This is a genomic window from Leptolyngbya sp. FACHB-321 (assembly GCF_014695975.1).
Taxonomy (GTDB): domain Bacteria; phylum Cyanobacteriota; class Cyanobacteriia; order Leptolyngbyales; family Leptolyngbyaceae; genus Stenomitos.
This window is the reverse complement of sequence record NZ_JACJPI010000045.1, coordinates 29710-56609: the sequence shown is the minus strand read 5'-3', so window position 1 is coordinate 56609 and position 26900 is coordinate 29710. Positions and strand designations below refer to the sequence as shown.

Sequence of the window (26900 nt, the reverse complement as noted above, 5' to 3'; positions counted from 1 at the left end):
CATCAAGAGCTGCCATCACGTTCTAGCTTGGGTCAGCAGGGCAGCAAACCATTGCTCTAGTCGATCGCCCATTGCAGTGAGGGAATACTCAGCCTCTGCTTGCTGTCGGCAGAGACGGCGATCAATTAAGTCGATTTGAGCGATAGCTTCAACTAAACCTGCAACGCTGTCGGGTTCTACCAGCCATCCTGTCTTGCCATCCTGAACAATTTCTGTAGGACCACCACGACGGTAAGCAATAACGGGTACACCACAGGCAAGCGCTTCGATCGCCACGTTGCCAAACGCTTCTACCCAGCGCGGTGTCATGATCAGTGCCCGACACTTGCGTAGTGCTTTTTGAAGTGCAGCGGTTGGCAAAAAGCCCTCATAGGTAATGGGTGCCGTTGGGTATTGCTGCTGAATCTGCTGCCAGTAGGTAGGGTCTTGCATTGCGCCCCAGATTCTGAGCGGCGTTTGCGTCACTTGAGCGGCTGCAACGGCATCCTCCAACCCTTTTTCTGGTGCAAGGCGACCCACCCAAGCAAGGCTCTGTTCTGGTGCAGAGCAAAATTCGTAGAGCGACAGGTCAAACCCGTTGCCCAGCACGTGGCATCGATCGCCAAACGAGAAGGTGTCTGCCTGTGCCCGACTGTGAACACCAATGCTACTGGGAAACTGCACGATCGTCTGCTCGATGATGCCATCCATTGCGTCGGTCAGCGAACCCATACTAACTAAGTGGGCGATTGGGCAATCAAAAAATGGTGTCAGATAAAAGGGCAGCCAATCGTAGGCAAAATTTACCACCAAATCGTACTGATCTTGTACCTGCCGTGCATAGTCCCACATTCTTGCTAGCACAGCGTTTGCAGGCATTACGATCACGGCATCCCGACCTTCGCTTTGGGCAGTCGTTTGCAATGCACCCGCAATTCCAACCACCGAAAAAGGCGCACAGACTGAGCCAGTCGGAGCCACAATGACGATTGTGTGCTGTCGCTCGCTCAATGCCTGAGCCATATTATGCAACGTCAGCTCGACACCACCACCCAGTCCCGAGCCAAGTGCCCCGACCGATGTAGAGAGGAACAGTACACGCAACGGGCGATCCAACGGGGGTATCATTCTGGTTTGGTCACTTGCACCGTCTCTGTCGTCTGCACAGCTATTTTTGCCAAGTTGCCTGTTGTCAGCTCCAAAGAAGCCGCGTCTGCTTGGTCAAACGTAGCAGCAGCAGGAAGGGTCGAACGACGGAATTTTGCTGCCAAAACGTCCCGCTGATTGATGAGGTAAATGCTAACGAGCGTGAGACTCACTCCAAACCATTGCAGCGAAGTCAGCATTTCTGACAAAAAAAGGTTACCAAACAGCAGCGCAAAGATGGGTGTCAAAAACGTCAGCGAACTGAGGCTAGTAAGGCTGCCGCTAGAGGCAAAGTAAAAGAAGAGCCCATAAGCGATCGCGCTACCAAACACGGTGGAGTAACCCATTGCCACCCAGCTTGACAGATCTAGGTGTACCCACTGCTCAACTTCAATCTGGGACGACAGCGCAAACAAAGGCAAACCGCCCAAAATCATATGCCAGCCTGTTGCTGTAATAGGGTCAGCATGGCGACTGACGTAGCGCATCAGCACTGTGCCCAGAGCCATTGACAACGCTGCTAACAGCATCAGCCATTGACCATTTTGGAACAGGTCGTGAATCAAATTCTCACCAAGCTGTAACCCATCAGGTAGCGATCGCTGCTGCCAAAGACCCAGCAGCCAAGCTTCTGGTAAGCCCAGTAAACTAATGCCAACGACACCTAACAACAACCCTAACCAACCCCAAAGCCCAATCCGTTCACCAAAGAGCCATAACGCTAGGAGCGCTACTGCCAGCGGCTGTGAATCAATCATTACTGAGCCTAAGCCCGCGCCCGTTCTGACCAGCCCTTCTGCTAAAAAGCCTTGAAACAAAGTGCCGTCAATTAACGCGAAGAGGGCAATCCAAAGCCATGCCGCCCAGCCTTTAGGTTGCGGTCTGCCCATGAGCATACCGGTGCCTAACACCATGGCACCCGCTGGCACCAAACGCACCCCCGCCATGAAGAGTGGCGTTGTATTGGGAATGACGCCCTTCATCGCCACCATTGCCGTACCCCAAAAGAAAAAGGGCGCGATCAATAAGAGTGGTGTTATGAAGGACGCTCCAAACGAGGATTTTTGAGGCGATCGGGTTGACGTTGAGTCCATAGGTCAGCAAGGCGTACCGTAAGTATTGCAGGAGCGAATCGCTCAGAACGTATCCTTTTAGACGCGCGATCGCTCATGTCATACAGCGATCGCACAGCTTTTCAGTAATTGTAGCTAAACTTGTAGTTATGTTAAGTAAATTAGAGCGTGATTTAATGCTTACTGTGGCAACGTTGTTTCACTAGCTCTCTAAGGCTAAAGCTATACCGACCAGAGTAAGAGTTGGCAGCTTCTTTGCCCAGTGGTTGATTACCCATTCATTAGTTTAAAGTCTGAGAATAAGGCACACTAAAGGTTAAGCGCTAGTTAAGTGTTATGTGTCGATGCCGCTGTTCTGCATCTGGCGATGGCGATCGCAGCTACATAATATCAAGCTATAGTCACTCTCTTAGCAGCGCAAACTGCCTCCAATGTTAGTTTTCAGCTTTTAAGCTCTGGCTATGCTCCCAGATGTAGGCTATAGCTCCAAAGCAAAGGCTGACCGCTCAACGACATCGAAACTAATCTGCACGAACTCATTATGATCTGGCCCTTTAAGCCCCGCTTTCAAAAACAAATTGCTCGCATTGAAATTAATGGCGCGATCGCGGGTGCAACCCGAAAGCGCGTTTTAGAAGCACTCAAGACCGTTGAAGAGCGACGGTTTCCTGCCCTACTGCTGCGAATTGACAGCCCTGGCGGTACTGTCGGCGATTCGCAGGAAATTTACGAAGCACTGAAGAAACTGCAACGCAAAACCAAAATTGTGGCGAGCTTTGGCAACATCTCAGCATCCGGCGGCGTTTACATCGGTATGGGTGCTGAATATATTGTGGCAAACCCTGGCACGATCACAGGCAGTATTGGGGTGATTTTGCGGGGCAATAACCTGGAACGACTGCTAGAAAAGGTTGGTGTCTCCTTCAAAGTTGTGAAGTCGGGTCCCTATAAGGACATTCTCGCGTTTGATCGCGAAATCACTGAATCTGAAAAAACAATTTTGCAAGAGCTGATTGATGTCAGCTACCAGCAGTTTGTCCAAACAGTAGCGGATGGGCGCAAATTAGCTGCAGAAACAGTACGAAGCTTCGCGGATGGGCGTGTGTTCACAGGACAGCAAGCGTTGGCACTTGGATTGGTCGATCGACTGGGCACTGAAGAGGATGCCCGTTGTTGGGCAGCAGAACTTGTAGGGCTAGATCCTGAGAAGACTCGTTGTTTCACGCTAGAAGAGCGTAAACCTCTGCTCAATCGCTTGTTTTCGCGGGATGCTAGTAACGTTGGTCAGCTTGCCGCAATACCAGGATTATCAGTTGGCATGGAATGGTTAGAGTTTGAATTGGCAACGAGTGGTTTACCGCTTTGGTTGTATCGACCCTGAGTGCACTTTAAGCAAATGCTTTCTTATGTGCAGCAGTTCTTTATTTCGATCGCTGTTCCTGCTGGTGCTGTGAAATCTTGACCAAAGCATTGGCAGCCACAATAAAGATCAGCCATGATTGAACTCAGGTTCTTGCAGAGCCAGGGAGCCATTATTCAGTTCTGGATATGATTAAAACCTTAGTTGAGTGCGGAGGATTAAGCGTGGGTTGGAAAGTGCGAGCAGTGCGCGGGGCAACAACCGTCTCGGAAAATTCCATTGAGGCGATTCGAGAAGCGGTGCATGAACTGCTAGATGAGTTGGAGAACCATAATCAACTCGATCCTAATGAAATTGTGAGTGCCACTTTTTCAGCTACCCGCGATCTGGATGCCACATTTCCAGCTTCGATCGCTCGCGAACGACCACATTGGTCAAATGTTCCTTTGCTAGATGTACAGCAAATGCACGTCGAAGGAAGCATGGAGCGTTGTATCCGCTTCTTGATCCATTTCAATACGCCCAACCCAGACCTGGAGATCTACCATCCGTATCTGCGTCATGCTAGAAGTTTGCGCCCTGATTGGACGATCGCTCAGGCTAACTTGATTGCAAAATCGACTCTGTAGATTCAGTTTAAAACTTGTACGCCTGCTTGCTGCCGAATGCTCTCAAGCGATCGATAAAAAGGGACATCACAGTTGATTATGATGCCCCTTTTTGCTGACTCCAAATTTTAACAACACGCTTTAGCGCTCTCTATCGCAAGCGCCAAACGTTGTCAGATATTAAACCTCAGGCTTTGCTTCTGGCAGTACGCCAACGTTACGTTCAGCAAAGTAGCGGTTCAAGAATGTGCTAGCTAGAGACAGCACAACTGGACCAAGAATGAATGCAAGCAACCCATCAACTCTAAAGCCAGGTACCAGCACTGATGCGAGCCAGAAGCAAAGACCGTTTACGACTAGAGAAAAAGTGCCTAGCGTGAGGAAGTTAAGTGGCAAAGACAGGGTGGATAGAACGGGCTTCACAAACGCGTTCACTAGCCCGATTGAAACGGCTGCAATCAACGCTGCTGGAAAGGTAGCAAGATCAACGCCAGGGACAGCTAGATCGACTACAAGCAGACTGAGTGCTGTAGCCAACACGGTTAAGAGACTTCCAACCATAGTTTTTTCCTCAAATTGACTCAAGATTTAGAGTTCTTGTTATACCCCTATTATTGAGGAAACGCCCGGTCGAAGGTCTCTCTACCTGGATAGATTTTGTAGCACGATCGCCATCGCTCTACAGAAGTAACTAATCTGTAAAGCAGGATAGCGATATTTGCGGTTTCTGAATAGCGCTTTTATAGGTTAGAGGCAGCCTCCGCTTCCGGTTGAACGGTCTGTAAAACGACAACATTTTCGTTGGGCAAGCTTACTACAGGCGGTTGTGTTTTATGGAAGCGGATACCTACAGCAACGTCGTAAAGAAACCCAAAAAAGTCCTTCGGTGTTTGGCAGATGCCGAGCGATTGGTGCGAACCTTTGGCATCTAGCAGCGGCTTCGTTGCAAAGTAGGCAGTTTGATAGTGGTACCAGGGAACAGAGGGCCAAAGGTGATGGACTAAGTGGTAGTTCTGCCCCATGATTAGCAGGTTGAGCGCTTTATTTGGGTAGACCCTTGCGTTCTTCCAGCGATCGCGCTCATCAAAGGGGCGATGCGGCAAGTAGTCAAAGAACAGCCCTAACGCCAGTCCCACTAGGGCAAGCGGCACAAACCAATAGTTAAACACGTAGTCTGTAAAGCCAAACCGGAACGACGACCAAACGATCGTCCCTAAGATTAACCGAGCCACGAGCCACTCCCACAGCTCATACTTCCGCCATAGCTTGCGCTGGAAGAAGTAGAACTCGTGGTACATAAAGCGGGCGTTAATAATCCACAACGGTCCAGCCGTAGACACAACATGATCCGGATCGTTATGAGGATCATTCACATGAGCGTGATGCTTCATATGTACCCGTGTAAACACTGGAAACGAAAAGCAGAGCATCAGCGCGCTAACGTGACCCAAGACAGCGTTGAGTGTTTTGTTTCGGTGTGCAACGTTATGGCAAGCATCATGAATCACTGTGCCAACCATGTGCAGTGCCACAAAATTGAGCAAGAAACTGCACCAGTGAGACCAGTGCCAACAAAAGTAACCCAGAGTAGATACCGCTGCCAGCACTACTGATACCAGAAACATCAGCAGGGTTGGATTGAAATTGCTAGGGGGACCCAGCAACTCCTTAGGCACCGTCAGGGGCTTCACTGCCTCCGACATTTACAGTTCTGCTCCTTCTAATCACCAAGGCGTAGTATACGATACCTGACGATTGGAAATAAAGTTTTGTGAAAGAAACTCAGTTGTTTGAGTCAGCTATCTGTGTACGTGAGGCAGCAGCACAAGTTATAGACCTTACCTAACGATCGCGCCAACTATCTCCTCACCACTTCTCACCAAGCGTTTGTGCAGGCGATCGCGCTAAGTATGATAGTGCCTCTTTAGCCCTCATTAGCATCAGTTTTCAGCTTTAAAGCCCACATAGGCTAACGCCTAAAGACTCACGAACAAACCTTTTTACCTTGTCTATACAAAGAAATGTTGATAAAGCGTTCAACATTCCTGATTGCAGGAACTTTAAGTGATGTGGATAAGTCGTTCGAGACAGTAGTAGCTGTGCCTAAGTTACAAAGCCGCCTGCCCCCTCTGGTCTGTGTCAAACGCTGCCCATACTGCTTTGATGCTGAGGTTTCGCTATTGCCAGTAGCCGCTTGATTAGTTTTTTGCTTTCTTTGTCGTCGCTTTAGTCACCACTGTATTTTTGAGGTCTTTGCTATGTTGTCACAGGGGTTAGGAAACGGTTTGGGGCGATCAGTTTTGCGTTCTAGCGGCATTGGAGCCTCGCTAGCTACCTTGTTGCTATTAGGAAGCAGTGCTGCGATCGCGGCACCGACCTTCGTTCCATCTGCACAGACGCTCCAAATTGCTCAAAGTACGACCACACCAACTAATTCGGGTGATGTCATTGTTGATACAGAACCACAGCGTCCCGGTACAACAACCAGCCCATCAAGTGGCTCAACGACAACCGTTGCTGGCACGCGCTTTACCTGTGAGACAACCAATGGTCAGCCCACGGTAATGTATCGTCCCGAAAGCCAGGCATCCCAGGCGTATCCCTGGGCAGTGCCCAGCAACATGGGCGGTGGCTGGGATGCCAATCGTCGCTGTGCTGAAATTAGCCGCCGCTTAGAGTCGTACCGTCCCGATGGGCTGCTAGAAATGAAGACGGGTGTTGAGAATGGCTATAACACTGTCTGCGTCACGACTGAAAAGGTTTCAAGCTGCCGCATTGTGTTGACAGTGCCGAATGGTCAAGACCCTACATCTACTCGCGATCGTGTTTTTCAAAACCTGACGATCGCCGATAGCGGTCAGCAAACTCAGGGTGTAAATACTTATACGGGTGGTGGTGGCAACGGCATTCTTGATCAAATTGGACGCGCGATTGGTGGGTTGGCGAATACCCAGCAATCCACTCGCGGTTCCGATAGCATTAACCTGCGTCCGTTCCTTGATCGACGTGATGGCGGCACAGGAGAACTGCTTCGCAGTGGCGCAGCAACTCCGTCTGCTCCTAGACGGCTGAATCCTGGTAACTTCCGCTAACGATCTGAGGTTTCAGTAGTGCCTTGACGTTACTGGAGCAATTGTTAGACTGAGCGCTTTGATGATTCGTTAGCCCTGCCCTCGCAGGGCTTTTTGTTTAGCAGGGGCGATTGAGCCGATTGGCTGTATCAAGCTCTACCGAACGAGAGGGACAAATCCGTTAAGGTCACTTTTAGCGATTGCTGTGATCTTCACTACATTTTTCTCCTTTCATGCGCCTAGAGCAATTGCAAGCGTTTTTGGCAGTGGCAGAGACGGGTAGCTTTCAGCAAGCTGCTCAACGCTGTGGTGTAACCCAATCCGCTATTAGTCGTCAGATTCAAAGCCTGGAAACAGCACTGAGGATATCGTTGTTTCATCGCACAACGCAGGCGAAGCTAACGGTCGCAGGTGATCGCCTGTTGCCTCGCGCCAAAAAGATTTGTCAAGAATGGCTGAATGCGGTTCAAGATCTGGATGATTTAATTGCTGGCAAGCAGCCAGAGCTTTGCGTTGCTGCCATTCATTCGATTTGCGCGTACCACTTGCCGCCTGTCCTGCAACAGTTCTGTCACGATTACCCTAATGTGCAACTGCGGGTGACAGCGTTGGGCAGCGATCGCTCGCTCAAGGTCCTGCGGGATGGGTTGGTAGATGTGGCGATCGTCATGCACAACCGCTTTTTGACGACTAGCCCAGAGATGGTCGTGCAGGTGCTATACGATGAGCCAATTAAAGTATTGCTTGCCGCAAACCATCCGCTAGCTGCGTTTGAAACGATTCCCTGGGATGAACTGGCAAACTATCCGCAGGTCGTCTTTAAGGATGGGTATGGTATGCAGCGGCTGGTGCAAGAGCAATTTGAGCGGCGAGGGATCACGCTACGAGCCGCACTGGAACTGAATACGCCAGATGCCTTCCGAGGCGTAGTACGCCAGGGTGAACTGGTAGCACTACTGCCCGAAACGGCACTAGCAGAGGCATATACTGACTCAACGTTAGCAGTACGATCGCTGTCTCCCAGCTTGCCTTCTACCAATGGCACGAGCACTCCACCAATGGTAGATCTGCCCTTCACCCGTCAGGTCGTACTGGTGACAACGCGCGATCGCCTGCAAATTCCACCGATTCAGCACTTCTTCAACCTTGTTGCTGCCTTACTGCCGCCCAAATTTGAGTTGCCTCTGGCGGTCAGCGTCAAGTGAGGCGAATATGAGGTGACGGTTGTTAGTTAACTGTTAAGCCGTCGGTTTGCTAGTGCTCTGGTCAGCAGCAATGTATCGCCCGATCGCCTTGCCCCATTGCCTCACCCGTTTATCGCATCCATTCAGCAAATGTCATGAGTCACGCCTTTAGAGAACTGCTTCGCAAAGTCGGTAGCGGCACCCACACCAGCGAATCCCTTACGCGTGAGGAGGCTGCTGCTGCCACCCGCATGATGTTGTTACAGGAAGCAACGCCTGCTCAAATTGGTGCCTTCATGATTGCCCATCGGATTCGGCGACCGACTGGTACTGAACTGGCTGGAATGCTGGATGCGTATGAGGCACTCGGTCCCCGTCTGCAACCGATTGGGGCAGCGCATCCGGTGACGGTGCTGTCTGTGCCCTACGACGGGCGATCGCGCACGGCGCCCCTCAGTCCGTTACTTGCGCTGCTGTTAGCAACCGCAAATTGTCCGGTGGTTTCGCATGGGGGCGATCGGATGCCGACGAAAGAGGGCGAACCACTCATTGACTATTGGCGGGGCTTGGGCATTGACTGGAGCCAGTTAAGCCTGGCACAGGTACAACACGTCTTAGAAAGCACGGGCATTGGGTTTCTTTACTTACCGTCCCACTTTCCGCTGGCACATGGCTTGGTGCCGTACCGGGAGCAGATTGGCAAGCGTCCGCCCCTGGCAACGATGGAACTTCTCTGGTCGCCTTATGCCGGAGAAGTTCACCTGGTCTCTGGTTTCGTGCATCCGCCGACGGAGTTGATGTTTCAGGAGGCGATCGCGCTGCGAGGCATCACCCACTTTACCAGCGTGAAAGGCTTGGAGGGTAGTTGCGATCTACCCAGGGAGCGTACCGCGATTATTGGCTTGGGTGCACCGACGATCGGTTTTGAGCGCCTGACCTTACATCCCCGTGACTATGGCTTTGAGGGTAAGAATGTCGCCTTGGAAGCAACACCGACGTTTGTTGAGGCAATGCTAACTGTGCTGGCAGGGCAGCCCTCTGAGTTGATGCAGTCAACCCTCTGGAACGGTGGGTTTTATCTGTGGCGCTGCGGCAGTTGTCGATCGCTAGAAGCAGGCATCCAGGAAGCTAAGCGGCTACTGACAGAAGGGCTGGTGCTGCAAAAACTGCGCGACCTCCAGCGGGTTGCGACACCGCTGCAACTGGCGCATTAGCAAGTGCGTGACGGTGAACCTTGGGAAGGTGAAGAGGTAATGGAGTGGAAGGGTGATGGGGTGAAGAGGTAAAGAGGTGACAGGGTAGTACTATAGGTCGTTAAGCCGTGCAGCTATGCACGTACGCGACCTCTGAGATAGCTCTGCACTAGCGCCGAATATTAAACGACTGTAAACCCTCTGGCGTTTCATACGAGGCTCTTACCTGTTCCACGATCGCCTCTGGTGGTCCTTCATGGCACCAGCGTAGCATCGATTCGATCGCCGCTTCCTCGCCCTCAAAGACCGCTTCCACGCCACCATCGGGCAAGTTGCGTACCCAACCCATTAACCCCAGGTGCGTTGCAATTTTGGTAGCCGAAATACGATAAGCAACACCCTGTACCCGTCCCGAAATCCATACGTGTGCGCGAATCAGTTCCATGCTGGGTGGTGAAGAAGTGGAGGGTGAAGAGTATGGCTTAGTTTAAGCGAAAACGTTTCAGCGGTACTTTTGGTCAAATAATGTTGGTGGCGAATTCTCCTGACGCTCTTGCTCCGCTCGTGCTAGAACGATTAGCCCTTGTACTCGAATGCCATGACGGCGAAGGGTTTGGGCAGCGGAGCGAGCGGTTGCGCCAGTGGTGTAAATGTCGTCCAGGAGCAGAACAGAGCCAGTAGGCGATCGCTTCTGAAAGGCAGCACCGAGGCTGAAGGCATCTGCCAGGTTTTGTTCACGATCGTTGGCTGAAAGCTCAAACTGAGCCGTGGTTTCACGCGATCGAGCTAACCCCTGTGCTTGAAGCGACAGTCGAGTTTGGTCACAGAAATGCGTTGCCAATAGCTCCGCTTGGTTAAAACCGCGCTGCCGTTGCTTACTAGGGTGCATCGGAATTGGCACAACAGTGAAGGTTGTAGTGCGGTCTGTAGCGTTTAACCAGGCATGAGCCAACCACTGCGCTAGCGGTTGCGACAGGTGGGGCTTCTTTTCGTACTTGAAGGCAGCGATCGTGCGTCGCAGTGCGCCGTTATAGCGTCCCCACGCGAATACAGGTAGTTGCTCTTGCTGCATCCACCCAGGACTGGGAAATTGGCACCGTTGGACTTGACGTTGGCAATCCTGGCAGAAGGTATCTGCGGTTGTACGCTGACAAAGCGGGCATTGAGCTTGTAACAACAGATTGACCAGCCCATAGAACCGATCGCTAAAGCCACTCATGAAGGGAGAACCTCAAAAAACGCATTCTTTTAGTCTGGTAGAACGGAAAGTATGAGTCAGGAGTCAGAATGAATATGGATGCCCCAGCCCTTGTATTCGCTTACAGCCATTTCTAAGTAAAGAAGCCATACTCTTTGCAACTGTCCCCTCTTTACCTTTCACCGCTTGGCTTACAGACAAGCCACTATGGCGTCTCTGTTGGCAATTTACGGCAGGTTATGGTATCAACTTGTACCGATGGAAATATGACATACCCGCTTGAGTATGCCCAAATATGGCTACTGCTGTACCCACAAAGGAGTAAGCATTGCTGTCCCGTCAGTCTCACGCTCCCTCTCCACCACCACTCGCGCCCTTAGTAACGCAACCGACGCTTAAGCCAGAACGCCCCCGGTGGCTACGGTATGGTGTCGCCCTTTTTTGTGTTCTATTGGCGCTGGTGCTAATGCTAGGGTTAGGCTCCTGGATGCCTATAGGTAGCTCACCATTCTTAGTATTTTTTGCGGCTGTCATGGTGAGTGCCTGGTATGGCGGGTTGGGTGCCGGACTCTGTGCTACTGCGATCGCAGCGTTGGCAGCGACCTACTTTTTCTTGCCGCCAATCTACGTCTTGAGAGTTAGCGCTCCGGGTGACCTGGTGAGATTAGGCATCTTTGTACTGACCTCACTGTTGTTGGTTTCACTTAGTTCAACGCGACGGGAATTGGTGAGAGCGCTGCGGCATGAGCGAGATTTGATTACGGCGATCGTCAGTACAGCGGGTAGCTTTATCGTTGTGCTCGATCATTGGGGCAGGATTATTCAGTTCAACCGGGCATGTGAACAGCTCACAGGCTATACCTTTGCAGAAGTGCGAGGCAAATACGTTTGGGATCTGTTTTTGCTGGTAGAAGATATCGAACCCGTGAAGCAGGTCTTCCGAAATCTATGCGTCAATGCTGTACCCAGTGAGTATGAGAACTACTGGCTTGCCAGAGACGGCAGGCGGCGTTTAATTACCTGGTCGAGCAATGTCTTGCTAGATGAGTGGGGTGCCGTTAGCCATGTCATTAGCACCGGTATTGATATTACAGAACGCAAGCAGGTAGAGCGATCGCTGCAAGAAACCAACCAGGAACTTCAAGCGTTGATTCAGGCATCGCCAGTCGCCATTACAGTACTCGATCGTCAGGGCATTGTGAAACGATGGAACCCAGCCGCCGAGCAAATTTTTGGCTGGCGGGCAAACGAGACGATCAATCATGTGATGCCTACGGTGCCAGAGGAGAAACAAGCAGAATTCGCCGCGAACATTGCTGCTACTCTTAACGGCACGCTGCTAGATGGCATGGAAACGTACCGCCAGCGTAAAGATGGCGCTTTCATTTATGTGGGCATCTGGACGGCAGTGCTGCGAGGGTTGACGGCGGAAGAAGATTGCGTTCTGTCGATCGTGGCTGATTTGAGCGCCCGTAAGCAGGCAGAAGTAGCGCTAAAACTGAGCCAGGAACGGCTAAACAGTCTGGTCGAAGCGAATGTCATCGGCATTCTTTTTGGTCAAATTAACGGAGATATTAACGAAGCCAATGATGAATTTCTTCGCATGGTTGGGTATTCGCGTGACGATCTGTGTACAGGCAAGCTCCGCTGGACTGAGATAACTCCAGCCGAATATTTACCTCTGGATGAGCAAAGCATTTTGACGGTACAAGCAGGAGAACACTGCGTTCCTTACGAAAAAGAGTACATCCGCAAAGATGGTAGCCGGGTGCCTGTTCTTATAGGTTTTGGGCTTTTGGGCGAGGCGAAACAGCAGACGATTGCCTTCATTCTCGACCTGACTGAGCGCAAGCAGTTAGAGCAAACCCTCCGTACCCAAACGGAAGAACTTGCTCAGGCAAACCGGATGAAAGATGAGTTCCTCGCTGTCCTTTCGCATGAGTTGCGTACACCGCTCAACTCAATTCTGGGCTGGGCACGGTTGCTGCGGACACGCCAGTTTGACCCAGTCACCACCGCACGCACCTTAGAAACGATCGAACGCAACGCCCGGTTACAAAACCAGCTCATCAACGATATTCTGGACGTTTCAACCATTACGCAGGGCAGACTGCGCCTGCAACCGCAACCCGTTGATCTGGCGACGGTCGTAACAGCCGCGATCGACACAATGCGTCCGGCTGCCGTTGCAAAGTCGATTACTGTGACATGGTTGCAAGATGCCCCACTAGAGACTATGCCGTTAATGGTGCTGGGTGATCCGGATCGCTTGCAGCAGGCAGTCTGGAACCTGCTTGCTAACGCCATTAAATTTACACCTGAGGGTGGGCGTGTGGATGTAAAACTACAGGCTGCAAGATCCACGCCTCACCTTTCCCATGCCCACATTAGCGTCACAGATACAGGTAAAGGTATCAGCGAGGCGTTTCTTCCCTTCGTGTTCGATCGCTTTCGGCAGGCAGATTCATCATCAACACGGGCAGAAGGAGGGTTAGGACTGGGATTAGCGATCGTCCGGCACCTGGTAGAGCTGCATGGCGGCACCGTACATGCCGATAGTTTGGGTCTGGGACAGGGAGCCAAATTTATGATTACCTTGCCCTTGATGAATGTAGCGACGGAAACGGTCAGCCCCCAAGCACGACTAGACAGCCCAGCCATAGACAGCGGAAATGATGGTGGAACTCCTTCCAGCAGCGATCACGCTGTGCCTTCTTCAGCCCAACCGACACCGCAGGCTAAGAACTCCGGTCTTGCTCTGCCCAGGGCGGCATCGGGCAGCGACTCGTTAGACTTACTCTCAGGACTACACATCCTTGTAGTGGATGACGAACCGGATACCCGAGATTTTTTACAAGCAGCCATGTCACACTATGGCGCGATCGTGACCGTAGCAGCGTCGGCAGCAGAAGCCTTAAGTCTGCTCACTCAACCATTGGATGCTGCCCCAGCAAGCTGGAAACCCGATGCACTGGTGAGTGATATTGGGATGCCTGATGAAGACGGCTACACGTTCATCCGCAAAGTCAGGTCACTAGACGCGGCACAGGGTACCTTTTTGCCAGCACTGGCGCTGACGGCATATGCGACGGACGACGATCGCCAGCAAGCCTTAACCAGTGGCTTTCAAATGCACCTTGCGAAACCGATCGATCCTGCCGCGATCGCGCAAGCTGTTTTAGCGTTGGTTAATCGCACAGCAACGTAGTGACGGCAAGGTATCCTTTATCCTCACGACTAATTAGTTAGGAAGCCAGTAGAGGCCGCTTGATAGTGCAAATTTTGTAGGGACGTACGTAGCAATCGAAGAGAACGTTAGGACAGATTGGGGTTCCTAGTTCTGCTTCTGGTAAGGGTTCTACTTAATCCTTTAGCCTTTTGCCATAGCAGTCGAAGAGACTGTTAAGACAAACCTAAACTTTGAAACCTCCTTTGAACAAGGGCTTTTATTGATCTCTTATCCTTCGTCCCTCGTCATCCTTGTGCTATAGCACTGCAACCAGGAAGCAAAAGCATCCGTTCGTACCCCACAGCAACGCCAACCATCAAATGGCTATCATATCGGCAGCGAAAATTCTAAGATTGAAGACTGTTCGCTACGTATGGCTGCTGTGGCTAATCTCTACTGGCTCAACCAGATTCAACCGCACGATCGAAGTTTAGTCGGTAACAAAGCGCTGTACCTGAGCCAGTTGCTGCAAAAGGGCTTTCCTGTTGTACCAGGGTTTGTTGTTTCTGCCCGCGTTTTACAGCAGTTTCTGGAAACGATCGACTGGTCAGAACCCCTCTTTGCTGATTTACCGCACTCGTCGCTGCGGCTAGACATCGAGAATCCACGGCAACTTCAGGCGATCGCCCAACGACTGCGGCAGTCCATCGAAGCACCAACCTTACCAACCGATTGTCTAGCAGAGATCACAGATGCAATGCAGCAGTTACAAACGCCTGTGATAGTGCTGCGCCCTTCTCTGTTTGTGAAGACGACCACTAGAACCGCAGCAACAGAGGCGATCGCAAACGGTAGAAGTTCAGCGCTCTTTGACATTCAGGTCTGTCGGGCAACGGAAGCCGAGCTTGCTCAAGGGCTAAAGCGTCTTTGGGCACAACTTTTTCGTGCTAAGAGTTTATTCTATTGGCAACGTTTGGGCATTCAATTGCAGCAGGTCAAGCTGGCAGTGCTGGTGCAGCCGCTACGATCAGCGATCGCCTCTGGCACGGTGCAACGACTGGGCGATACGTTGCAAGTGCAGGCAACGGCTGGGCTGGGCATGGCGATCGACTGGGGTGAAGTGTCGCCAGATGTCTATAAGGTTCATGCCAGTAGCGGCATAGTGCAGGCGCAGCAACTTGGAAAACGAACGATCGTTTATCAGGTAGCGGAGACTGCAACCGTTAATGTTGGAGCCGCTAGCGATGAAGCTGTGCGATCGTCTTACATGACACCGTTGCTGCCTCATGCTCACTTACCGCTGCTGCAAGCCTATTTACTCAACGAAACACAGCAAGTAGAGTTCGCCCTCAAGGAGGCGCAGCTTGGTGCTTTGGTGCAGCTTGTGCGCGCTGTCGTAGCTACTTTCAATCAGGCGACGGTGTTGGAATGGACGTTCTGTGAGGAGCAGGGTTGTTCACCCCAGTTTTACCTGACTCAACTGATTACACCAGCAACGCGCCAGCCGTATCCCTTGCTGGACTCATCGGCTCAAGTCATGGTGAGACCTGATCGTGCTGCGCCTCCAGACTCAGAACCATTGGTTGCAGAGCCACCCGTTGCGGTTGCCGATCGAGTGCTGCTGTTGGCTGGGCTAGCCGCTGCGCCGGGGCAGGTGATCGGCAAGGCAAGAGTCATTGCGCTGGGTGAGGCGATCGACACACTGATGCCTGGAACAATCTTGATTGCTGAGATGCTACCGCCGCACTGGTTACTGTCGATCAAGCAGGCGGCTGGTCTTGTGCTAGAGCAAGGCAGCATGACCTCGCACAGCGCCATTATTGCGAGAGAAGTTGGCGTTCCCGCCGTGCTGGCAGCCACTCATGCGACACAGCAGATTCAAACAGGTGAGTTGATTCTGGTCGATGGCGATCGTGGCAACGTCTATCGCCTTGTCGACCAACTCCAGGCTGAGGAGGCAGAAGCAACGCTTCCAATGACCCTACCCACTGAGACACCTAGATCTGCCAATCGCCCTCCCTTGCTCACCAAGCTAATGGTGAACCTGAGCCAACCCCAAACCCTTGAGATGATTGCTGCCTTACCGATCGATGGCATTGGTTTGTTGCGCGGTGAGCTGCTAGCCATTGCAGCGTTGGATTACCAGCATCCACTCCAATGGGTACATAGCGGACGTAGCGCAGCACTGGTTGAGCGTCTGGCAATACGTATCAGCCAATTTGCAGCCGCTTTAGCACCACGTCCTGTGTTCTATCGTTCGCTTGATTTAAGATCGCACGAAGCAAGAGGGTTAATAGGCGGTGAAGTGGTACCGATCGAGGTGAACCCAACGCTTGGTTTACACGGCACCTTCAGCTATTGCCTTGACCCCACGCTGTTTGATCTGGAGCTGGCTGCTCTGGCTCAGGTACAGGCAACGTATACCAATATCCACCTGCTGCTGCCGTTTGTTCGCACAGTAGAAGAATTCGCCTTTTGTCGTGAGCGGGTGCAGGCGGCAGGGCTAACGCGCCACTCCCAGTTTCAGCTTTGGATTATGGCAGAGGTGCCCTCAGTGTTGTTCTTGCTGCCAGACTATGTCAGCGCAGGCGCGCAAGGGATTGCCATTGGCACTAATGATCTGACGCAGCTATTGCTAGGTGTCGATCGTGATCACGCTTTACTAGCAAGCAGCTTTAAGGCACGACATCCCGCAGTGAAGGCGGCAATTTCCCGCTTGATCGAGCAGGCAATCCAGCTTGGTATTCCCTGTTCCATTTGTGGACAAGCACCCTCTCAAGACCCTGAACTCGTCGCAGATCTAGTGCGCTGGGGTATTACGTCAATATCGGTTGATCCAGGGGCTGTAGAAGCAACCTACTGGGCGATCGCGCAGGCAGAACAGCAACTCTTGCTTGGGAGGGTGCGAGATTAGCTCATTTCGATCCGGCGATCGCGCCCTGCCAAGATTCATGTAAAAACTTTTACTCTTTTACTATGGGAGTAACGCACACTACACTTGATTCATGCTTGCCCAAATTAAAGACATCACTGCTAAACTGGCTCCTCGACTGATCGAAATTCGTCGCCACCTGCATAGCCACCCCGAACTAAGCGGGCAAGAGCACAAGACAGCAGCATACGTGGCAGGGGTGTTGTCGTCCTGCGGGCTGCACGTACAAGAAGGGATTGGCAAAGTTGGTGTCGTTGGCGAACTACTGGGTCAAGGCACAGATGACCGCCGCTTGGCAATTCGCACTGATATGGATGCGCTGCCCATTCATGAAAAAACTGAGCTAGTCTTTGCGTCACGGCAGGCTGGGATTATGCACGCCTGTGGGCACGATGTTCACACAACCGTCGGTTTGGGTACCGCGATGGTGCTGTCGCAACTGGGGTTAGCCCTACCGGGCAACATTCGCTTTCTGTTTCAATCGGCAGAAGAGATTGCTCAGGGTGCCAAGTGGATGGTGGAAGATGGCGTGATGGAAGATGTGGCGGGCATTTTGTCGCTGCACGTGTTTCCATCCATTCCGGCAGGGGTCATTGGCATTCGCTACGGCGCACTGACTGCCGCAGCCGATGATTTGGAGATCACGATTCTGGGAGAGTCGGGGCATGGGGCACGACCTCATGAGGCGATCGATGCGATCTGGATTGCGTCTCAGGTGATCACTACCCTCCAGCAAGCCATCAGCCGGACGCAAAATCCGCTACGTCCTGTTGTGCTGACGATCGGGCAAATTAACGGTGGACGTGCCCCCAATGTAATTGCTGATCGAGTGCAGCTTTTGGGCACGGTGCGATCGCTCCACCCCGAAACCAGTGCTGCTCTACCTGGCTGGATTGAGCAGATCGTGGCGAACCTTTGCCAGACATACGGTGCCCGTTACGAACTCCACTACCGACACGGTACACCGTCCGTGCAAAATGATACCGTGATGACTCAGCTTCTAGAAAGTGCCGCTGTTGATGCCTGGGGTACTCAAGGCATTCAGATGCTGCATGAACCATCACTGGGTGCGGAGGACTTTTCGGTTTACCTGCAACATGCTCCGGGCAGCATGTTTCGGCTTGGCGTTGGGTTTAAGGATCGGCAGAACTATCCGCTGCATCATCCACAGTTTGCGATCGATGAAACGGCGATCATCACAGGTGTTGTCACAATGGCGTATGCTGCCTGTCAGTATTGGCAGTCTCCCAGCAGTCGTAGTGAATAATCCGCCTGTTGGTGGATAGCTAGCAGCGCTGTCCATAAGATAGTGATAGGCGTAGCGTTAGTGAAACCAACATGGCAGCAACCGCACCGCTGAAAGGTTTAGAACTCGTTGATTGTGCGCGCGCAAATGCAAAGCAGGGAACAGAGACGGCTGCTAATCTTTGCGGTTATGGTGCTGATCTCAACACGTTCAAGCACGAGCTACAGCAAGCCTGTCAGTCGATGGGGGTGCAGTTCAATGAATTGACCGATTTGATTACCGATCAGCAGAAAATGCTGACTATCGGTGAAGGAGAGATCGTTGCGCCTGATTCGCCATCAGAACTGTGACGACTATTGATGAGAACTTGATGAGAACTGTAATCACACTAGAACTGAAACCAACAGAGCTTTTGGCATAACTTTAGCAACCAAACGTTGGAGAATAGGCAAGAATTGACAGTGCCCCCAATGCAACCGATGCCATGAGCGCCAACCCTCTCGTTTCTATCAGCCGTAAACTTGTCAAGCTATGGCGGGTCTGGCGCGAACGCAATACGATCGGTCTGCTAAAGTTTCTCTACAGACGTAGCTTAGAAAAGTTTCGCGGTCAGGCGAACTATCAAAAATGGGTAGCGCGTGAGTGCCTTACTCGCGCCGATCTGCTGGCTGCCCAACGCGCGATCGAAGGTTGGTCTATACGCCCAACCTTCTCAGTGATCATGCCCGTTTACAACGTTGAGGCAGTTTGGCTAGAAAAAGCAATTCGATCGGTACAAAACCAGATTTACCCCCATTGGGAACTTTGCATCGCTGATGATGCCTCTCCCAAGCCTCATATCAAGCAAATCCTGACCCGCTACAGCAAGCTCGACCCTCGCATTAAGGTCGTCTTTCGTTCAGAAAATGGTCAGATTGTGGCTGCCAGCAATGATGCACTGGCGCTAGCAACGGGCGACTACATTGCGTTGCTCGATCACGATGACGAGCTTGCCGTCAATGCACTGTTTGAGAACGCCAAACTTATCAACGAGCATCCAGAAGCTGACTTTATCTACAGCGATGAAGACAAAATGGATACGGCTGGGAAACGGCTCGATCCATTCTTCAAGCCCGACTGGTCGCCTGACTACTTTCACGCCTGCATGTACACCTGCCATTTAGGTGTCTACCGCACAAGCCTTATCCGCGAGATTAATGGCTTTCGCGCAGGCTACGATGGCTCTCAGGATTATGATCTAGTGCTGCGTATGGTCGAGCGAACCAAGCAGATCTACCACATCCCGAAGGTGTTGTATCACTGGCGCATTATTCCCGCGTCGGTGACAGCCGGAGGCGAGCAAGCAAAGCCGTGGGCATATATTGCAGCGCGTCAGGCGTTGGAAGCAATGGTGGCACGCAGCCCCTATCCCGGTTGGGTTGAGGCAGCACCCGATCGCCCTGGCTTTTGGCGCGTACGCCGTCACATTCTGGGCGAACCCTTAATTAGCATTATTATCCCCAGTGCTGGCAAAGCCTTGCATACGTCAGAAGGTTCTCTAGTCGCGTTGGAGAACTGCATCCGTAGCATTCAAGAACGCAGTACCTATCGCAAGTTTGAGCTGGTGCTGGTGGATGGGTACGACATCCCAGACAGTACGCTAGCAGCCATCATGCAGCCTGCCGATGGTTCTCCGGTAGCAAATGTTCGGCTCGTACGCTCTGAGGAGCCGTTTAACTTTGCTCACCGCATTAATCAGGGTGCTGCTAACGCGAGGGGAGAGTTTCTCTTGCTGCTGAATGATGATACGGAAGTCACAACACCTGCCTGGTTAGAGTCGATGGTGGAGTTTGCCCAGCAAGAGGCGATCGGCGCAGTGGGGGCAAAATTGCTCTATCCTGATGGCAAAATTCAGCATGGTGGGGTGATGGTGCTGGGTGGCAATCCAGGTCATGCGTTTCACGGTTTTGATGGTGATCATCCCGGCTACTTTTGCTCCAATCTGGTCAATCGCAACTACTTGGCGGTAACAGCGGCTTGCTTGATGATCCGCACGGAAGTGTTCCATCAAGTGGGTGGCATGGATGAAATTTTTCCGCTCAACTATAACGATGTAGACTTTTGCTTGAAAGTGCATGAGGCGGGTTACCGCAACGTTGTCACGCCTTATGCTCAGTTGATCCACTACGAATCACTCAGCCGCAAACCAGGGCTACAACCTAACGAGTGGGAAACCTTGAACCAAAAGTGGAGCCACTACTTCGCCAAACTCAATGGCGACCCGTACTACAATCCCAACCTGTCGCACCGAGAAGTCACCTTTGAGCTTTGGTAGTGGCTGCTCTTTCGTTATTAGGAAGCTACAGAGGAGTGTCTGTCTTGGCTGTGGCAATCATCAATTCCCAGGCAAGACCGAAGCGGACTTTAGCGGCACGATCGATGACCAGACCAGCCTGGGTTAGTAAGTGGTGAAACTCAGCCTGCGTGTAGCTCTGCCGATAAGCCGGATCAACCCGCTTCAGCACAACGTCATACAGTTGGCACATGATGTAATCTTTGCACCAATCCAAAATCACGATTTCACCATTGGGCTTGAGCAATCGCTGCATTTCTTTCAGTGCGGCGATCGGGTCATCAAAGTAATGAAAGGCGCTGGCAGAGACAATGACATCAAAGCTGCGATCAACAAATGGTAACGCAACGACAGACGCTTTTTGAAAGGAAACATGAGGATAGTCGCGGCATTTTTGTTGAGCCATTTCTAGCATTCCTTCTGAAAGATCTACGCCGACCATCGTGTGTTCGGGTTGTTCTGACAGCACTAACCGTTCAAACTCTCCCGTACCACAGCCAATGTCGAGCACAGTGCTTTCTGGCACGATCGCTACCCAGTCTTTAAGAAACGACAGTGTATTGAAAAGATAGCGACTCCAGCGGCGATCATACCGCTCTGCCATCTGGTTATACTGGTCGCGCACCGTTGTTTCGATCATGCTTCGCTTCCGTTGCGGTTACAGGTATGCTGGCAACGTTAATCATAAGACGTTAACCATAAAGGGACGATCGTGAGCGAACGCCTCATTTTTTTCACACGCTACCCAGAACCAGGAAAGGCAAAGACTCGGCTGATTCCGGCATTGGGCGCTGAAGCTGCCGCAGAGCTTCATCGCCAGATGACGGAACATACGCTGGCTCAGGTCAAGCCCTTACAGCAAAACCGATCGTTAACAGTAGAATGCTGGTTTGCAGGCGGCGATCGCGCCCAAATGCAGACCTGGTTAGGAACAGATCTTGTTTGCCAACCACAACCCGAAGGGGATTTAGGCAATCGTATGGCGCAGGCATTCCAAACCGCGTTTGATAGTGGCATGAAGGCTGCGGTCATCATTGGCACCGATTGCCCAGAATTGACTACCGCTTTGCTGGTAGAGGCATTTCAGGCATTACAGCAAACCGATTTGGTGGTGGGACCCGCAGAGGATGGTGGGTATTATCTGATTGGGCTGCGACGGATGGTGCCTGAGTTATTTAAAGCGATCGCCTGGAGCACCGATCGCGTGTTTCAACAAACGGCAGACATTGCGAGCAATTTTAATCTGTCTCTGACCACTCTGCCGACGCTGACAGATGTCGATCGACCCGATGATTTGCCTGTTTGGGAGCGAGTCACGGCTCAGACGATCATCGATTAGGAAATTCGTATAACGGATCGATCCAAGATACTTCAGGCTCTTCGTTGCAAAGAACATCAATTGTCTGGTCTAGCGTCACGAAGTTGTAGTGAATACTATCTGGATAATGGAGTAGTTGCATCTCTGAGAATGATCGCAGCCACACAGAATTCTTAACAATACGGAGCGGAAAATTGTAGTTATCCCACTGTCCTTTATCAAGCTTTGGGGCAGGTTCAGAACCATAGGTATTCCAGGGATGGACGAATTCTTCATGAACGGTGTAAGCTGGCACGCGACCAAACCATATTTCGAGTTCTTTATCTAGCCCATCAATGATCTTAGAGAAAACTAGTGTGACCGCTAGACCTTCATAATCATCTCTGATCCAGGCACGAGAGGCAGGGGTTATGATCCCTTCTACAGGTTCCCATTTTTCATAGCGCTCAAGTTCCATCCGGCACCTCCAAAAGCGATTTCAACGTGAAGCGGTCAGCAACTCTTTGTAAACGATAAGCTTTTAACAGAAGACCACAGGCAGACTGCAAAGGATTTTTAATGTCTGAAACGGTACAAGACTTGGCGTTAGGCAGCAAGAATACTTCTAAAAGACAATCCTCAACGGCTTCGTCCAAAGCGACAACAGCTACGCTGTATGGTCGATCGCGGTTGGCTGACCCACACCAACAGCTTGCAGATCTAGCCGCCGTGGATTTGTCCCAAACGCCACAGCAGGGTAATTTTGCTCAAACTCTGGCAGCGCACCAATGGCAAACCCTGCAACCCGGCAAACTGGAGATCTTTCAAATTAACCTCGGCAAGCTGTGCAATATGACGTGCAGCCATTGCCATGTGGATGCAGGTCCTACACGCACGGCTGAAAATATGGATCGATCAACGATCGATGCCTGTCTGCAAGCGCTGGATCAAACAGAGGCTCACACGGTCGATATCACGGGCGGCGCACCAGAAATGAATCCCCATTTTCGCTATCTGGTGGATCAATGTGTGGCGCGTGGCAAACATGTCATCGATCGCTGCAACTTGACCGTACTACTGCTACCACGAATGCAGGATCTCCCTGAATGGCTAGCAGCAAGAGGCGTAGAGATTGTCTGCTCGCTACCGCACTACCGGCAGGAAGGAACGGATACCCAACGTGGCGATGGTACGTTCGAGAAATCCATTCAGGCTCTCCAACGGCTGAATGCCGCAGGCTACGGACAGGGCGATCCGCAGCGGCAATTAGTGTTAGTAACTAATCCAGTGGGTACTTGCCTCGCTAAAAATAACCCTTGCATTGAAAAAGAATGGAAAAACGGGTTGCAGGAAAACTATGGGATTACGTTTGATCGCCTCATAGCCCTCAACAATATGCCGATTTCGCGCTACCTGGAATGGCTGGAGGCATCTGGCAGCCTGCAAGCGTATATGGAACGGCTGGTGAATGCGTTTAACCCTGGCACGATCGCAGGCTTAATGTGCCGCAACACATTGTCAATTTCTTGGGATGGGCGCATTTTTGACTGCGATTTCAATCAAATGCTGGATCTCGAAGCACAGCAGCCTCATGGACAACGCCCCCACATTCGCGACTTCAATGCAGCCCTCCTTGCCCAACGTGAGATTGTAACCGGGCACCATTGCTTTGGCTGTACGGCTGGCGCAGGAAGTTCGTGTAGTGGGGCGATCATTTAGAGAAGGCAGGAGGCAGAGGGCAGAAGGTTAAAGGGCTGACTGCTGATAGCTGTAGCTTGCTTCCCGTAGGGTTAGCTGGCCGCTCACTCAGTCACTCATTGGAATCTACTATGTGAAATCTATTCTATGCCCCGCGTTTCCATCATTATCCCTACCCTAAATGAGGCGGCGGCACTGGGACGGACGCTGCGCTGCTTGAGTGTGCTTGACCCGCCTGCGTGGGAAATTTTGGTAGTGGATGGTGGTAGTCGAGACGAAACTACTGCGATCGCTGCCTCCATATCTGCAACCGTCATTCACTCCGAGCAGGCTGGACGCTCGATTCAAATGAATCGAGGTGCAGAGGCGGCAACAGGAGAAATTCTTTGCTTTCTCCATGCGGATACATTGGTGCCTGATGATTTGGTCACAGTAATTGAACGGACGTTGGGGAACCCTGCGATCGCCTGCGGTGGCTTTATTTCACTCATGACTGGCACTGAAACCACGCGCTGGGGCGTTTCCTTGCACAACTATTTGAAGACCTATTATGCTCCTCTGCTCTTTCACCCGTATCTCTTTACCTTCAAAGGGTTGCGGCTCCTGTTTGGCGACCAGGTAATGTTTTGTCGTCGTGAAGCTTTTTGGGCATGTGGAGGTTTTGATCCAGCGCTACCCATCATGGAAGAGGCTGATTTGTGCCTTAAGCTATTGCCGCATGGACGCATTCGCCAGGTGAACCGAGTCGTACAATCGTCCGATCGACGAGTCGCTAAATGGGGGGCACTCAAAGCAACGGCGATCTATCTTTCTGTGGGCTTTCTTTGGGGCATGGGCGCATCTGCCACAACCCTCAAGCGCTTTTATGAAGACATCCGCTGAGGCAGGCGATCGTTCGCAGCAGTTCACACCATGTTTGCAATTTAAATAGCTAAAACAGAGCCTTGTCAGCTTTTCAACTAACAAGGCTCTGTGAATTTAATCTTTGGTGGCGGGGCATGGATTTGAACCATGGACCTTCGGGTTATGAGCCCGACGAGCTACCAGACTGCTCTACCCCGCGTCAACTTGTTCAGTATAACGATAAATAGCGAGATTGTGGCAATTATTCTCAAATCTCTTTTGAGAGACTCGCAAACAGGGGGCGGAGACAGTCTCAAACAGGAAGCAGCAAACTTAAAACGCTCCTTATGCCTCCTTTCTCTCTTCATCCTTTCCTTCTCGCCCCTCACCCTTTTGGATTAAACGACCCAATTAATTCGCTACCGTCGGCGCTATAAACTTCGAGTGGCAAGCCTGCGTTGTCAGTAATCGCTTGCAGAGCAGTTTGTAGCGTCTCAATGTGGTTGACGGCTCCACCCAAAGTGCCTCGATCGCCGGATTGACCAATGATGAATGCGGTTCGGAGCTTCCGCTCGTAAGCGCTGGTAAACTGCACGCGAATGACATCGTTGTCGATCGCGTAGGTACACATCCTGGGCGACCCAGTGCAAATGCGGTTCAGGTCATCCCGCGTTCGTTGTCTGGCAGCCGCAACTTGAAGTTGGGCTTCTGCTTGCTGCGCTGCGGTGCTGTAGGAGGCGACCAGAGGTTGTGCTAGTTCAGCATAGGCAGTGTTGTCAGGCACTTGCTTGATATTGGTGAGTGCGTCTCTCCAATTAGCGACTGCCTGTGACCATTGGTTTCTAGTTTGTGCAGCTTCGGCTCTCTGCGCCAGCCCGATCGCCTGATTGAAAGCTTTTTGGGCAAGTTGTTCTCGGGTTGCGCGATCGCGGGCTGCCGCTAGCTTGGGTTGGTAGTCTGACAAGAGCCGCTGCGCTTCGGCATAGCTCGTGGTGCTGCTAGAAATCTGCCGTAGGGTATTGATGGCTACTTGCCACGTTACTTGCGCTAACTGCCAGTTTTCTGAGGTTTGGGCAATACCCTGTCTAGCTGCCGCAATTTTGGCGGTTTCTTTCGCTGCTTCCAATTTTTTCTGTGCCTGTTGTTCCGTGATCGAGAGTTTGCCGATTGCTGCTAAGTTCGCTGCATACGCGGTCGATCGCGCCTGGGCATAGGTATAGAGAGGGTTTGACTGGGGAATTGTTTGCAATTGAGCAATCGCCTCGCGCCAGAGTCCCTGCGTTGCTCGTAGATCAGCCGTTGACTGCGGTAGCGCCTGGCTTTTCTGGATGGCTGTGTTGGCTTTGCTCTCAGCACCCAACGCTAGATCAAGCGTCTGTGCTTGCGTTTGGGCAGCTTGCTGCAATGCCTGCGCCTCATTGTAATAGCGTGACCATTTAGGAATGCCTTGAAGCTGCCGCTTTGAGTCTGCAAGCTGTTGCTGTGCCCGCTGCAAATCTTGCTGTGTTTTTGCCGTTTGCAACGTTTGTAAAGACTGCTGATTCAGCGTTTGTGCAGCTTGTAATGGTTCACAAGCCCCAGCCATACAGGGGCGCGACATGAACCACAACCCGCCTGCAAAGCCGATAATGCTGACTCCAATACCAGCAATGATCCACGGCAAAAGGGACGATCGCTCAGCCTGTGTTGGATGGGCGATCGGTGTCAAGTCAGGGTTCAAGTGAGCCAGATCAGCGGTTTCCGTCTCCAGCGGTGTTGCAGCGTGAATATCATCACTGCTACCCCCATCATGATCATGACCCACCTCACGATCGTGCAACTCATTTTTGTTGGCAGTAGACTCGTCCCTGCCCAGCATCCAATCAGCGTCTGTCGTCTCGGTCAAAGGCTCAAACGGCTTCGCGATCAACGGCAAGGGAAAGGTGTGAGTAGCATGGGGTTGCCGTTGTCCTAGCGCTCTTAGATAAAGTTTTGCTTGCGGTGGAGCGTCTGTACCTAGCCCTAAATGCTCTTGAAACGTGGGCAACAGAGTGGGAATCGCTTGCTCCAACGTGCCAAAGATTGCCTGCGAATCGGGCGCGCCCTCAGATGGATGCTGACCAAGAACCATCAAGTGCCCTTGCTTCACAACACATTGGATCTGCATTAGAGACGCATGAGGGTGCGATCGCAGCAACGCCTGTAACTGCTGTGCTAACTGCTGTAGGCATTGCTGCTGTGAGATAGCATCCATTGAAGAAGGCGATGAATCGGTTTCTAACATCCTATTCTCCGAGCTTTGCACGATCGCGGCAATCGTTGCGCCACTGTATTACAGCCACATCATGATTACAGCCACATCATGGCTTACTGGCATTCCGGTAACGCGAAATAATTATGTCTTAACGCAAACGGCTACATGACTGAGAATGCCCTTTTTGTCATTAGGACTATGCATCTGCTTAAACGCGCTTGCCTTAGCTAGTGACACTACGGAAAACCACGATTATTGGTCAAGCCCAACGAGAAGGGCAAAAGCAATCTACAGCCACTTCCGATTAGAATACGCCATACTCTTTCCCCTCTTCACGC

Annotated in this window: 22 protein-coding genes and 1 tRNA gene; 13 read left to right on the top strand and 10 right to left on the bottom strand. The window is 51.8% G+C overall.

Annotated features, from left to right (window positions below):
• Positions 1-15: 15 nt before the first annotated feature.
• Entirely contained in the window at positions 16-1107 is a 1092-nt protein-coding gene (locus H6F76_RS07790; protein WP_190507242.1) for a glycosyltransferase family 4 protein, read from the bottom strand.
• Positions 1104-2219, bottom strand: a complete 1116-nt coding sequence (locus tag H6F76_RS07785) for a DMT family transporter (protein WP_190507241.1) — start codon at positions 2217-2219, stop codon at positions 1104-1106. The genes H6F76_RS07790 and H6F76_RS07785 overlap by 4 nt, the downstream gene beginning before the upstream one ends.
• Before the next feature lie 520 nt (positions 2220-2739).
• On the opposite strand from H6F76_RS07785, the gene sppA reads away from it, so the two are divergent.
• Together sppA and aroH are read left to right on the top strand one after the other, a co-directional pair.
• Positions 2740-3579, top strand: coding sequence for a signal peptide peptidase SppA (sppA, locus tag H6F76_RS07780; protein ID WP_190507240.1), 840 nt, complete (start codon positions 2740-2742; stop codon positions 3577-3579).
• 203 nt (positions 3580-3782) lie between these two features.
• Positions 3783-4187, top strand: a complete 405-nt coding sequence (gene aroH, locus H6F76_RS07775; RefSeq protein ID WP_190447065.1) for a chorismate mutase — start codon at positions 3783-3785, stop codon at positions 4185-4187.
• Between the two features lie 159 nt (positions 4188-4346).
• On the opposite strand, the gene H6F76_RS07770 is transcribed toward aroH, so the two are convergent.
• Positions 4347-4727 (bottom strand): phage holin family protein, encoded by a 381-nt coding sequence (locus H6F76_RS07770; protein ID WP_190507239.1) that lies wholly within the window; start codon positions 4725-4727, stop codon positions 4347-4349.
• Positions 4728-4906: 179 nt separating this feature from the next.
• On the bottom strand, positions 4907-5869 hold the full coding sequence (crtR, locus tag H6F76_RS07765) for a beta-carotene hydroxylase (RefSeq protein WP_190446987.1): 963 nt from the start codon (positions 5867-5869) through the stop codon (positions 4907-4909).
• 555 nt (positions 5870-6424) lie between these two features.
• Between crtR and H6F76_RS07760 the strand changes: the two genes are divergently transcribed.
• The 3 genes from H6F76_RS07760 (at position 6425) to H6F76_RS07750 (ending at position 9635) form a co-directional block, all read left to right on the top strand.
• On the top strand, positions 6425-7258 hold the full coding sequence (locus H6F76_RS07760; RefSeq protein WP_190507238.1) for a COP23 domain-containing protein: 834 nt from the start codon (positions 6425-6427) through the stop codon (positions 7256-7258).
• A 212-nt stretch (positions 7259-7470) separates the two neighbouring features.
• On the top strand, positions 7471-8442 hold the full coding sequence (locus H6F76_RS07755) for a LysR family transcriptional regulator (RefSeq protein ID WP_190507237.1): 972 nt from the start codon (positions 7471-7473) through the stop codon (positions 8440-8442).
• Positions 8443-8576: 134 nt separating this feature from the next.
• Entirely contained in the window at positions 8577-9635 is a 1059-nt protein-coding gene (locus tag H6F76_RS07750) for an anthranilate phosphoribosyltransferase family protein (RefSeq protein WP_190507236.1), read from the top strand.
• Positions 9636-9783: 148 nt separating this feature from the next.
• Here the strand turns inward: H6F76_RS07750 and H6F76_RS07745 are convergent, their stop codons facing one another.
• Positions 9784-10059, bottom strand: coding sequence for an acylphosphatase (locus H6F76_RS07745; protein WP_190507234.1), 276 nt, complete (start codon positions 10057-10059; stop codon positions 9784-9786).
• Between the two features lie 57 nt (positions 10060-10116).
• Positions 10117-10833 (bottom strand): ComF family protein, encoded by a 717-nt coding sequence (locus H6F76_RS07740; protein ID WP_190507232.1) that lies wholly within the window; start codon positions 10831-10833, stop codon positions 10117-10119.
• A gap of 307 nt (positions 10834-11140) precedes the next feature.
• On the opposite strand from H6F76_RS07740, the gene H6F76_RS07735 reads away from it, so the two are divergent.
• The 5 genes from H6F76_RS07735 to H6F76_RS07715 all read left to right on the top strand — a co-directional run bounded on the left by H6F76_RS07735 (position 11141) and on the right by H6F76_RS07715 (position 20473).
• Complete coding sequence (locus tag H6F76_RS07735) at positions 11141-14020, top strand: PAS domain S-box protein (protein WP_190507229.1); 2880 nt, start codon at positions 11141-11143, stop codon at positions 14018-14020.
• Positions 14021-14414: 394 nt separating this feature from the next.
• Positions 14415-16895: a putative PEP-binding protein gene (locus tag H6F76_RS07730; RefSeq protein ID WP_199321984.1), complete on the top strand. Its 2481-nt coding sequence runs from the start codon at positions 14415-14417 to the stop codon at positions 16893-16895.
• A gap of 91 nt (positions 16896-16986) precedes the next feature.
• Positions 16987-18180 carry a M20 family metallopeptidase gene (locus tag H6F76_RS07725; protein WP_190507227.1) on the top strand — a complete coding sequence of 398 codons (1194 nt, stop codon included), beginning with the start codon at positions 16987-16989 and terminating at the stop codon, positions 18178-18180.
• A gap of 71 nt (positions 18181-18251) precedes the next feature.
• Complete coding sequence (locus tag H6F76_RS07720) at positions 18252-18509, top strand: hypothetical protein (protein ID WP_190446996.1); 258 nt, start codon at positions 18252-18254, stop codon at positions 18507-18509.
• A gap of 134 nt (positions 18510-18643) precedes the next feature.
• Positions 18644-20473: a glycosyltransferase family 2 protein gene (locus tag H6F76_RS07715; protein ID WP_190507225.1), complete on the top strand. Its 1830-nt coding sequence runs from the start codon at positions 18644-18646 to the stop codon at positions 20471-20473.
• A gap of 25 nt (positions 20474-20498) precedes the next feature.
• Here the strand turns inward: H6F76_RS07715 and H6F76_RS07710 are convergent, their stop codons facing one another.
• Positions 20499-21131, bottom strand: coding sequence for a class I SAM-dependent methyltransferase (locus H6F76_RS07710; protein WP_190507223.1), 633 nt, complete (start codon positions 21129-21131; stop codon positions 20499-20501).
• A 72-nt stretch (positions 21132-21203) separates the two neighbouring features.
• On the opposite strand from H6F76_RS07710, the gene H6F76_RS07705 reads away from it, so the two are divergent.
• Positions 21204-21830, top strand: coding sequence for a TIGR04282 family arsenosugar biosynthesis glycosyltransferase (locus tag H6F76_RS07705; protein ID WP_190507221.1), 627 nt, complete (start codon positions 21204-21206; stop codon positions 21828-21830).
• On the opposite strand, the gene H6F76_RS07700 is transcribed toward H6F76_RS07705, so the two are convergent.
• Entirely contained in the window at positions 21820-22266 is a 447-nt protein-coding gene (locus H6F76_RS07700; RefSeq protein WP_190507219.1) for a hypothetical protein, read from the bottom strand. The genes H6F76_RS07705 and H6F76_RS07700 overlap by 11 nt on opposite strands.
• Before the next feature lie 101 nt (positions 22267-22367).
• Here H6F76_RS07700 and arsS point away from each other — a divergent pair, with 101 nt between their 5' ends.
• The gene (arsS, locus tag H6F76_RS07695) at positions 22368-23507 is read left to right on the top strand and encodes an arsenosugar biosynthesis radical SAM (seleno)protein ArsS (RefSeq protein WP_190507217.1); all 1140 of its coding nucleotides are present in this window, start codon (positions 22368-22370) and stop codon (positions 23505-23507) included.
• A 126-nt stretch (positions 23508-23633) separates the two neighbouring features.
• Positions 23634-24368, top strand: coding sequence for a TIGR04283 family arsenosugar biosynthesis glycosyltransferase (locus H6F76_RS07690; protein WP_190447002.1), 735 nt, complete (start codon positions 23634-23636; stop codon positions 24366-24368).
• Positions 24369-24472: 104 nt separating this feature from the next.
• Here H6F76_RS07690 and H6F76_RS07685 read toward each other — a convergent pair.
• Positions 24473-24549, bottom strand: a tRNA-Met gene (locus H6F76_RS07685).
• A gap of 165 nt (positions 24550-24714) precedes the next feature.
• Complete coding sequence (locus H6F76_RS07680; RefSeq protein WP_190507215.1) at positions 24715-26592, bottom strand: hypothetical protein; 1878 nt, start codon at positions 26590-26592, stop codon at positions 24715-24717.
• Positions 26593-26900: the final 308 nt, after the last annotated feature.